The organism is Clostridium sp. JS66 (assembly GCF_033561535.1).
In the GTDB taxonomy this organism is placed as follows: Bacteria; Bacillota; Clostridia; order Clostridiales; family Clostridiaceae; genus Clostridium_AM; species Clostridium_AM carboxidivorans.
Map to the genome: position 1 here is coordinate 227,758 of NZ_CP131467.1, position 11,357 is coordinate 239,114.

General features: G+C 29.3%; 10 protein-coding genes and 1 riboswitch. Of the genes, 9 read left to right on the plus strand and 1 reads right to left on the minus strand.

What is annotated here, in order from left to right:
• Positions 1 to 13: 13 nt before the first annotated feature.
• The 8 genes from prfB to Q6H37_RS01155 all read left to right on the plus strand — a co-directional run bounded on the left by prfB (position 14) and on the right by Q6H37_RS01155 (position 9,431).
• A protein-coding gene (gene prfB / locus Q6H37_RS01120; protein ID WP_318738777.1) for a peptide chain release factor 2 occupies positions 14 to 1,118 on the plus strand; the annotation gives its coding sequence in 2 pieces (ribosomal slippage) (positions 14 to 76 and positions 78 to 1,118; 1,104 coding nt in all).
• 226 nt (positions 1,119 to 1,344) lie between these two features.
• Complete coding sequence (locus Q6H37_RS01125; protein WP_007063864.1) at positions 1,345 to 1,806, plus strand: MarR family winged helix-turn-helix transcriptional regulator; 462 nt, start codon at positions 1,345 to 1,347, stop codon at positions 1,804 to 1,806.
• 31 nt (positions 1,807 to 1,837) lie between these two features.
• Complete coding sequence (locus Q6H37_RS01130; protein WP_318738778.1) at positions 1,838 to 3,280, plus strand: MDR family MFS transporter; 1,443 nt, start codon at positions 1,838 to 1,840, stop codon at positions 3,278 to 3,280.
• Between the two features lie 218 nt (positions 3,281 to 3,498).
• Positions 3,499 to 5,661, plus strand: coding sequence for a Tex family protein (locus tag Q6H37_RS01135; protein ID WP_318738779.1), 2,163 nt, complete (start codon positions 3,499 to 3,501; stop codon positions 5,659 to 5,661).
• Positions 5,662 to 5,751: 90 nt separating this feature from the next.
• Positions 5,752 to 5,869, plus strand: a riboswitch (FMN riboswitch).
• 126 nt (positions 5,870 to 5,995) lie between these two features.
• The gene (locus Q6H37_RS01140; protein WP_007063861.1) at positions 5,996 to 6,619 is read left to right on the plus strand and encodes an ECF transporter S component; all 624 of its coding nucleotides are present in this window, start codon (positions 5,996 to 5,998) and stop codon (positions 6,617 to 6,619) included.
• Between the two features lie 68 nt (positions 6,620 to 6,687).
• Positions 6,688 to 8,358: a hypothetical protein gene (locus Q6H37_RS01145; protein ID WP_318738780.1), complete on the plus strand. Its 1,671-nt coding sequence runs from the start codon at positions 6,688 to 6,690 to the stop codon at positions 8,356 to 8,358.
• Positions 8,359 to 8,454: 96 nt separating this feature from the next.
• Positions 8,455 to 8,718 carry an EscU/YscU/HrcU family type III secretion system export apparatus switch protein gene (locus tag Q6H37_RS01150; RefSeq protein ID WP_318738781.1) on the plus strand — a complete coding sequence of 88 codons (264 nt, stop codon included), beginning with the start codon at positions 8,455 to 8,457 and terminating at the stop codon, positions 8,716 to 8,718.
• An 11-nt stretch (positions 8,719 to 8,729) separates the two neighbouring features.
• The gene (locus Q6H37_RS01155; protein ID WP_318738782.1) at positions 8,730 to 9,431 is read left to right on the plus strand and encodes a metallophosphoesterase; all 702 of its coding nucleotides are present in this window, start codon (positions 8,730 to 8,732) and stop codon (positions 9,429 to 9,431) included.
• A gap of 96 nt (positions 9,432 to 9,527) precedes the next feature.
• Here the strand turns inward: Q6H37_RS01155 and Q6H37_RS01160 are convergent, their stop codons facing one another.
• Positions 9,528 to 10,415 (minus strand): DUF2225 domain-containing protein, encoded by an 888-nt coding sequence (locus tag Q6H37_RS01160; protein WP_318738783.1) that lies wholly within the window; start codon positions 10,413 to 10,415, stop codon positions 9,528 to 9,530.
• Positions 10,416 to 10,568: 153 nt separating this feature from the next.
• On the opposite strand from Q6H37_RS01160, the gene Q6H37_RS01165 reads away from it, so the two are divergent.
• Positions 10,569 to 11,357 (plus strand): GTP pyrophosphokinase family protein, encoded by a 789-nt coding sequence (locus tag Q6H37_RS01165; RefSeq protein WP_318738784.1) that lies wholly within the window; start codon positions 10,569 to 10,571, stop codon positions 11,355 to 11,357.

An 11,357-nucleotide genomic window follows, 5' to 3' on the forward strand; every position in this document is an offset into this window, starting at 1 on the left:
GAAGTGTGATTAAATGGTAATTCAATTAGAAGAAGTATTAAGCTCTTTGAATAATTTAAATGAAATCATAAAAGAAATTAGGGATTCACTTTGACATAGAGAGCACTAAAAATAAAATAGAAGAATTACAAAGAAAAATGCAGGAAACTAACTTTTGGAATGATACAGATAAAGCACAAGAAATAACAAGTGAAGAAAGGTTCCTTAAATCTAGATTAGATAGGTATAAAGAACTTGAAACTAAAATTCAGGATGCTGAATTTTTAACTAAGCTTGCAATAGAGGAAAATGACCTTTCTTCATCAAAGGATATAATGAGAGAAGTAGAAGAGATTGACAATGAAACAGAAAGGTTTAGGATTGAGATATTACTTTCTGGAGAATATGATAAGAACAATGCCATAATGGATATCCATGTAGGCGTTGGAGGTACTGATGCTCAGGATTGGACAGAAATGCTTCTCAGAATGTATACAAGATGGGCAGAAAAAAAAGGATTTAAAATAGAAACTGTAGATATTTTACCAGCAGAGGATGCAGGAATTAAAAGTGCTACTTTAAGAATAATTGGAGAATTTGCTTATGGATATTTAAAAGCTGAAAAAGGGATTCACAGATTAGTTAGAATATCACCTTTTAATGCTAATGGAAAAAGGCAGACCTCATTTGCATCTATTGAAGTATTGCCGGAGCTAACTAATAATCAAGATATAGATATAAAACCGGATGATATAAAAGTTGACACTTATAGGTCTAGTGGAGCAGGAGGACAGCATGTAAATAAGACAGAATCAGCCATTAGAATAACTCATATTCCAACAGGAATTGTAGTACAGTGTCAAAATCAAAGAAGTCAGCATCATAATAGAGAAGAAGCAATGAGAATGTTAAAAGCTAAGCTTGCTGAGCTTAAAGAAAGGGCTCATAAGGAAAAAATAGAAGATTTAACTGGAGAGCTTAAAGACATGGGCTGGGGAAGTCAAATAAGATCCTATGTATTCCAACCTTATACTATGGTAAAAGATCATAGAACATCTGTAGAATGTGGAAATATTAATGCAGTAATGGATGGAGATATAGATCAATTTATAAATGAATATTTAAAACAATATAATTAAAGTGTTTGAAGATCATAAGTATATTTACAATGTATTTATGACATGACTTATGAAAACTCATAAACTTGTTTTATTTGCACATGCAAGTGAAACAAATTTATGGGTTTTTATTATTTAATTTATTGGTTACGATTACATTGCTTGACAAATATAAATGATTAACATATTATTAGTATAACAATTATTTTTATAACAAGTATTAGTTCGCCATATAAAGGAGGAAAAAATGATTACATCTCTAGATAAATCCATTGGAATGTCCATAAATTATGTCAATAAAAAAATACAAAGATATTTATCCATAAACCTTGAAAAATACGATATTACGACAGAACAATGGGCAGTATTATTAAAATTAGTTGAGAAAGAAGGAATTAATCAGAAATTATTATCTAAGGAAGTAGAAAAAGATCAGGCAACACTAACAAGAATATTAGATATTTTAGAAAGAAAGAGTTTGATTATAAGAAAAAAATCACCCGAAGATAGAAGAGCTTTTTTAATTTACACTACTGATAAAGGTAAAGAAGTTAAGGAAGAAGTGTATCCTTTTATTGAAAAATTATTTAAAAATATGATATGTGGTATTCCAAAAGATGAATTGGATCTGTTTGTAGGTGTTCTTAGTAAAATTAATGAAAATATGTGTACTGAGGAACAAAAAATAAAACAATGTAATAAAAAGTAATTGGAGAATGTTTTAATAGGAGGTCGATATAATGGAAGAAAGAATAGAAGAAATTCAATATCAACAAAAGGTTTTTAAAGTAGTACCAATTAGTATAGCGTTAATAAGTGCAGGATTTCTTTGTATGTTAAATGAAACAGTATTGAATATGGCGTTAAAAAATTTGATGGTTCAGTTTAGTATAACTGCAAACACTGTACAATGGTTAAGTACAGGATATATGCTTATTATGGGTATTTCTATACCTATCTCAGCTTATCTTACTCAAAGATTTACAACAAGGCAATTATTTTTAGCTTCTGTAATTATATTTATACTTGGAACAATTATAAGTGGAATTGCTCCTACTTTTTCAATTTTATTAGTAGGACGATTAATTCAAGCTGTAGGAACAGGTGTTTTAATACCTAATATAATAAATACCTTAATAATTATTAATCCTATAGAAAAACGTGGAAAGGCACTTGGGATATTCAATCTTGTTATGTTTTGTGCACCTGCTATTGGTCCAACTCTTTCAGGATTAATCATACAATCTCTTAATTGGAGATGGTTATTTTTTGCCATAGCACCTTTCTCTGTTATTGCACTTATACTTGGGTATATTTATATAGAGAATGTAACAGAACTATCAAAACCAACTCTTGATGTTGTATCAGTTGTATTATCAACTATTGGCTTTGGTGGATTTATATATGGAGTTAGTAATATAGGAGGAGCATCTAATACTACAATGGTTGTTCCTATGATTGTAGGATGCATTGCACTAGCAATATTTGTATTACGTCAATTACATATGAAACAACCTATGTTGGATATGCGTACATTTAAGTATCCAATGTTTACCTTGGGAACTATACTTATTATAATTATGCACATGGTTAACTTTGCAACTATGCTTCTTTTACCAATGTTTCTTGAAGGAGCTTTGGGTTTAACAGCTTTTACAGCAGGACTTATTATGCTTCCTGGAGGACTTATCAATGGAATTGTATCACCTATTTCAGGACATCTTTATGATAAGTTTGGTCCTAAAGTATTGATTCTTCCAGGATATATTATTTCAACTATTGTATTTTTTATATTTTCTAGAAGTTTGTCACTTAGCATAACTATTCCAACAATAATTATTTTGCATTGTCTTTCATTAATAGCTGTTGGAATGATAAATACACCAACTCAAACAAATAGTTTAAATCAATTGACTCCAGAATATTATCCTCATGGTACAGCTATAATGAATACATTACAACAAATAGCAGGGGCATTTGGAACCTCATTATTTGTTGCTATTATGTCTGCTTATCAAAAGAATTATTTAATGACTGCAAGTAATCCTAATGATTCTAAGCAGCAAGCTTTGGCATTAGTTTTAGGAGTACGACATACCTTTGCAATTGAAGTAGGGGTACTTATTGTTGCTGTAATAATATGTTTATTTATTAAAAATAATAAAAAGGCAGTAACACAGTAGATTTAAGAAACCACTAGAGTTTAATATTATTTAAAGTTGTTAGCTTATATTAATTTGCCAAATACCATGTTGGTGGTGTAATATATTATTAGTCATTTTTAAAATAAAATGAAAATTGCTACTTATAGTAGCTTAATGTTTTCAGTAAGCACCCTTGTTTATTACTGTTTTAGGGTGCTTAAATTAAGATAATAAGGTTGGAGGCAAGTATAAGTAATATGAAAAATATAGTAGATAGATTGGTAGAAGAACTTAATTTAAATAAGAAAAATGTTGAAAGTGTAATAGATCTTTTAGATGGAGGAAATACTGTACCATTTATAGCTAGATATAGAAAAGAAGTAACTGGTAATATGGATGATGTAACTCTTAGAAATCTATTTGAAAGACTTACATATTTGAGAAACTTAGAGAGTAGAAAAGAAGATGTTATAAGGCTTATAGATGAACAAGGTAAGCTTACAGATGAATTAAAAACAATTATAATGAAATGCGATACCTTAACCGAAATAGAGGATATATATAGACCATATAAGCCTAAAAAAAGAACAAGAGCCATAATAGCAGCAGAAAAGGGTTTAAAACCATTAGGAGAAGCTATATGGAATGGCGAGTTTAAAGATGACATAAAAGAATATGCCAGTAAATTTATAAATGAAGAAAAGGAAGTAAAGTCAGAGGAGGAAGCACTACAAGGTGCAATGGATATAATAAGCGAAATTATATCTGATACTGCTGAATATAGAAAATGGATTAGAAACTTAGTTAAAAATGAGGGACTTATAGAAACTACTGGCGAAAATAAGGAAAATGAAACTACTCCTTATGAAATGTATTACGATTATAAGGAAGCTGTAAAAAGTATTCCAGCTCATAGAATACTTGCGATAAACAGAGGAGAAAAAGAAAAGATACTTTCAGTTAAAGTAACTGCAGACATGGAAAAAATAATTGTCTATTTAAAATCGCAGTGCTTGAAAGGAAATGACAATACAGATATTTATATAGAAGAAAGTATAAAGGATTCATTAAAAAGACTTATATATCCATCTATTGAAAGGGAAATAAGAGCTGAACTCACAGATATAGGAGAAGAAGGAGCTATAAAGATATTTAAGGCTAATTTAAAAGCATTATTAATGCAGCCTCCTATTAAAGGAAAAGCAGTATTGGGCTATGACCCTGGATTTAGAACAGGATGTAAAATAGCTGTACTAGATGATACAGGTAAACTATTAGATACAGCTACAGTATATGCTACAGTACCTAAAAATGATGTAGAAGGAGCTATAAAGACACTTAAAGAATTAGTTTATAAATATGATGTAGGTGTTGTATCTTTGGGAAATGGTACTGCTAGTAGAGAGTCTGAAGAAGTTATTGTAAGATTAATAAAAGAAGTTAAAGAAGAAAAAAACAAAGAGCTCTATTATGTTATTGTGTCAGAAGCTGGAGCTTCAGTATATTCAGCATCTGAGTTAGCAGCTAAAGAGTATCCAGATATAAATGTATCCTTAAGAGGAGCTATATCCATAGGAAGAAGACTTCAAGATCCACTAGCTGAACTTGTAAAAATAGATACTAAGTCTATAGGTGTAGGACAATATCAACATGATGTCACACCTAAAAAATTAGATGAATCTTTGAAAGGTATTGTAGAGGATTGTGTAAATAGTGTAGGTGTAGATTTAAACATAGCTACGCCATCACTTTTAAGTTATATTTCAGGAGTAAATGCAACAATAGCACAGAATATTGTAAGCTATAGAGAAGAAAATGGTAAGTTCAAAGGTAGAAAGGAACTTTTAAAGGTCAAAAGATTAGGAGCTAAGGCTTTTGAGCAATGTGCAGGATTTCTAAGGGTTATGGAAAGTAAGGAACCTTTAGATAATACATCAGTTCATCCTGAATCATATGAAGCTGCTAAGGCGTTATTAACTACATTAGGATATACAATAGAAGATTTGAAAAATGTAAAATTATCAGATATAGATCAAAGAGTAGATAATATAGGTATTCAAGGATTAGCAAAAAAATTGGAAATAGGTGTTCCTACGCTTAAAGATATAATAAAGGAAATGAAGAAACCAGGAAGAGATCCAAGAGAAGAAATGCCAAAGCCTGTATTGAAAACTGGGATTATAGATATGGCTCAATTGAAACCAGGTATGCAACTTACAGGGACTGTAAGAAACGTGGCAGACTTTGGAGCTTTTGTTGATATAGGTGTTCATCAAGATGGACTTGTACACATAAGTCAGTTATCGGATAAATTTGTAAAGCATCCTTTAGATGTAGTTCAAGTTGGAGATATAGTTGAAGTAACTGTGCTTGAAGTGGATGAAAAAAGGAAAAGAATAGCATTAACTATGAAAAAATAATTATTAGCAAATAATACATTTAAATATTTTGTTATATTACTTGAATTTTAAAAAAACTTGTACTATAATATAAACATAAAAGTTAATAAAATTAGTCTTCAGGGCGGGGCGAAATTCCCCACCGGCGGTATAGCCCGCGAGCCTTAAATAGGTATGATTCGGTGTAATTCCGAAGCCGACAGTAAAGTCTGGATGGAAGAAGATAAAGTATAATGTTTATTCGCCCTGGTATTTTATATCAGGGTTTTGTTTATGCCATTATACATCTAAAAATCAAATCCCAAAGAAGATGAATTTATTTTAAGTTTTTAAATTTAATTGGAGGATGGTAAAAATGAAAAACGAAAAATTAAACAGATTGGTTAAGGTGTCTTTACTTGGGGTGATCGGATTTATACTTATGTTTATAGAGGTAGCTACACCATTATTTCCAAGTTTTTTGAAAATCGATATAAGCGATTTACCAGCTTTAGTAGGAGCTTTTGCATTAGGACCTGTAGCAGGTATATCTATAGAATTTTTGAAGAATTTGCTTCATGGTTTATTTGTTGGAGGAACAGCTTTTATAGGAGAATTAGCAAACTTTGCAGTAGGATCAATTTTGGTAGTAGTAGCTGGATATATTTATAATAAAAATAAAAGTAGAAGAACAGCTATATTTGGTTTAGCTGTAGGAACAGTTGCAATGTCATTAGCAGCTAGTGTTTTAAATTACTTCATATTATTGCCTTTATATGAAACAGTGCTTCATTTCCCTATAAGTGCTATAGTAGCAATGGGAAATAAGATAAATCCAAATATAAAAGACCTAAATAGTTTTGTAGTTTTAGCTATCATGCCTTTTAACTTGATTAAAGGAATAATATTATCTTGTTTAACATTTGTTATGTATAAAAGTGTATCGCCAATTCTTCATGAAGAAAAAAGAAGTAAAACACAACTTGCAAAGAATAATTAATATAAAAAATCCAGGTAACTCTGGATTTTTTTTTACTTACATACGATAATAAAAAAGAGGTGAATACTATGGCAGGTATATGGAATATAAATAGTACCTATAATGTTAATACCAAGAGAATGTTTAGCAAATTATCCTTTGAAGTTGGACAGAATTTTGCAGCTAGAATTATGAATTTAGATAAATTAACAGGAGAAGTTTTATTAAAGCTTTTAGATGGATGGCAATTTTCAGCAAAGCTTCAAAATGGTGTAGATATATTACCACAAGGTTTGATGAGATTTCAAGTAGAAGGTTTTGAAGATGGAAAACTTCAATTAAAAATACTAAATCCTGATAATAAAAAAAGCAACACAGAAGAGGATTCTATAGATTTTTTATTGAAAAGTAAAAGTATTAATGTAGATAAAGAAGACTATCCTCTTTTAAATAGAATGATAAAACATGAGATGCCTTTAACAAAAGAAAATATATCAAATATGAAAACTATAGTAGATTTTATGGGTAAGATAAAGCAGAATCCAGAAGAGGAAAATGCATTTATAGGTAAGTATATGCAGAGTAAAAATGTACTTCCAGATAGTCTTAAAGGTCAAGAAATTAAAGATACATTAAAAAGTTTTTTTAATGAATTAAAGAACCTTTCAGAAGAGGATATACTTATTTTTGCAGAGAATAACATTGATTTGACAGAAGATAACATTAAAAGTTTTAATGATATGTTTAAGGGATCAGGAAATTTATATAAGGAAATTAAAAATATAGAACAGCAGGTTTTAAAGAATAATGCGCAAAAGCAACCTGATGAAAATGTAAAAAGTGAAAAAATTTATATTAACGCTGAACAAGAAAAACAAATAGTAGGGGATAATGTTGAAAACATAACATACAAAGAAGATACTAATTATACAAATACAATTGAAAATCAAGGCGAAAATATAAATAGTGATAAAAGTATAAGCGATAACAAAAATTTAGTTAATAGTGATGTAAAAAGTAAAGGAGAAAATTTAGAAAATAGTAATGTTGCAATTAAAACAGAAAACAAAGTTGAAGATAAAAGTACAACTGAGGGTAAGGATACTATAACAAATAAAGAAATAGAAACAGGTGAAACCATTGAAAAGGAAATTAAGAATTATGTAAGTAAAAATAATACTATTGATAAAGAAAAAATTGTGGATAACATTGCAAAGGCTATAAAAGATCAAATAAGTGAGAAAACCCAAGAAATGAAAAGTATAATAGAAAAAGTATTAGAAAAAAATAGTGATACCAAACTTGAAACATTTAGTAATATTGCTCAAGTTTTAGATAAGAATATGAATGACTTTAAAGTTTTTAATACTATATCCAACTCATACTATTACATGGATTTACCTTTAAATGTAGATAACTCTGAGTATCAGTGTAAGCTTATGATAAAAGATGAAAGAAAAAAAGGTAAGAAAATAGATTCTACTAATGTAAAAATAGCAGCGTCTGTTAATACCAATAATATGGGTGTGGTGGATGCTTACATAAAGGTAAATAATTATAATATGGATATAAATATAAAGTGCAATAGCCCGTGGATTAAGATATTGGATAATGGAAAAGACCGTATTTTTAATGGATTAATGGATATAGGGTATAATTTAAATATATATGTAAATGAAAGAAAACAAGAAGTTAACATTGTAAATTGTAGAGAATTTTTTGAAGATGATAATTTAGGGTTAATAGATAAGAGAGTTTAATTTTAAAGTATTAAGTTAATTTACAATGTAGGTTTAACACTTTATAATATATATTATAATATTTCAAATCCCCTTATTAATTGAGAGGTGGTTATTATGGATAAAAGGAAAAAAGCTGCAGCCTTAAGATATGAACAGGGGTATGAAGCACCTGTTGTAACTGCAGCAGGGATGGGATATGTTGCAGATAAGATAATAGAAAATGCAGAAAAGGCTAATGTACCAATAGTATATGATAAAGAGCTCACAGATCTTTTAAGTAGTGTAGATGTAGGAGATTCCATTCCTTTTGAGCTGTACGATGTAGTGGCGAAAGTAATAGCTTATGTAATGGATGTAGATAAAAATATAGAAAAATAGAAGGTGGTTGGGTGGCATTATTTGCAATATCTGATTTGCATTTAGATTTGAATGGTGATAAGCCAATGGACATATTTGGTGAAAATTGGTTTCAACATGATGAAAAAATTAAAAGTAATTGGATTGAAAAGATAAAGGAAGAAGATGTAGTACTTATAGCAGGTGATATATCTTGGTCTATGAAAATAGAAAATGGAATACAGGATTTAGAATGGATTCATAAATTGCCAGGCACGAAAGTTATGGTAAAAGGCAATCATGATTATTGGTGGGTAAGTATTACAAAATTAAATGAAATGTATGAAGATATGAAGTTTATACAAAATAATTTTTTTGCACATGGAGATTATGCTATATGTGGTACTAGAGGATGGGTATGCCCAGGAGGAGATAATTTTTCAGCTCATGATGAAAAAATATATAAAAGAGAGCTTGGACGATTAAAACTATCCTTGGATAGTGCTGCAAAAGCTGGATTTAGAAATTTTATTGTTATGCTTCATTATCCTCCTGTATATGATAAAAACATGGATTCTGGATTTGTTAGTATATTTAAGGAATATAATGTAGAGCTTGTTGTATATGGGCATTTGCATGGAGCGTCTTTATCAAAGGCTGTAAGAGGAGAAGTTGATGGAATTCAATATATTGTTACATCAGCAGATCATTTAAACTTTAATCCTATAAGAATTTTGCAAGAAAAAGTGTTATAGTTTTGTATAAATTTATTTATGTTTTTATGAATTGAAATATTAGCTCTAATGGTTCTTTTGAGGATATGTTAGAGCTAATATTTTTTGGTAAATCTATTAACCAAAAAATTTTGAGAAAAATCCTTTTTTTGGTTTTGATTCTTCTTTTGCAGGAATTTCATCATTATTTAACTTATCAGCACTTTTTTCCAAATCTTCCGCTTCTTTTATTAAGTCTCTTTGGTCTCTACTTCGGTCTTTAAGTTTTGAAGGAGCACTTTGAGCAGTTATTATTTCACTGAACCATTTTAAACTATCTTCATTATTTCCTAATCGTCTATTTAATTCGCCTATGATGTACATGGAAGTAAACTTATCCATGTTATATAAAGGAAAGCCTTCGTTAAAATAGGCAGAATTAAAGCCTTCTAAAGCCTGTTTTAAGAATAAAGTTTCATTTTCAGAGTCTTTTAACAATCTATACATCCAGGCTATTTTCAAGCAATTCATGGCCTTCTTACTAGCCTTTGCATCTATTACATAATAATTTAATAAAGAAAGTTTAAACCTTTCTATGGCTACATTTACGTCATATACATCTGGATAAGCTTTAGGATGCCATTTCGGTTTGATTTTTTCCTTTACTAGTTCAATTTCGGAGTTTCTGATTTTGTTAAAATCTCTTTTCATTGCAGCATATCCGCATTTGTTACAAATCCATACATCATAAAAATAAGGATTTATAACATCAAATATGATGAATGAATCAGAATCCTTTCTTAAAATTCTAGCAGCTGAGGTTTTGACTGCTTTAACTTTAAAAACATTATCACAAACAGGACATGTAACTTCACGATTATATAATAAATTTTTTTGCTTTTCCTCATCAGTTAAGTGAAGAATTTCTTCTTTTTTTAGTTCTTCTTTTTTTGTATGGTACAAATCTATTTCATCTATATCATCAAACCCTAAATCTTCTAAACCGGAAAATATATTTTCTGACATTAGAACATCTCCTTTTATTATCTAAAAGATTTTATATAAATTATTATATCAAAAAAACTAATTAAATTATATTATTTTAGTTATAAATAACGAAAGTAGTAGTATAATATAAGAAATGATTACATCAAATCTACTGTATAGGGGTGAGCGCATATGGCTATAGGGGAATGGAAGGCATTTTTAATACCTTATGAGCAAGCAGTTGAAGAGCTAAAAGTTAAATTTAGAAGTATAAGAAAGGAATATAGAAGGAAGAATGAGTATTCGCCTATAGAATTTGTTACGGGAAGGGTAAAAGAAATATCTAGTATATTGGAAAAAGCTAATAAGTTTAATATACCTTTAGATAGAATCGATCATGAAATAGAAGACATAGCAGGCATAAGGGTTATGTGCCAATTTGTTGATGACATTGAGAAGGTTGTTGAAATAATAAGAGGAAGAAAGGATATGCAAATATTATATGAAAAGGACTATATAACTAATGTAAAAGAAAGTGGTTATAGAAGTTATCATGTTATTATAAAATATCCTGTAAATATGGCAGATGGTGAAAAAGATATTTTAGCAGAATTTCAAATAAGAACCTTAGCAATGAATTTTTGGGCAACTATAGAACATTCTCTTAATTATAAATATAAGCATGAAATACCAGATAATATAAAATTAAAATTAAAAAGTGCAGGGGATGCTGCCTTTCAATTAGATGAACAAATGCTTGAAATAAAAGATGAAATAAAGGATGCTCAAAAGTTGTTCGAAGTAAAGTCAAGCCTTGTTTCAGACATAATGAATAATATATTGATGCTATCATCTATGGGTAAGTTTTCCGAAGCTAAAAGATATCAAGCTCAATTAAATAAGCTTATAGAGGAAGGGGAAGTATTTGAACTTACTAATTTACTAAGAAATACAGAAAAAGTTCTTGAAATGTACAAATAG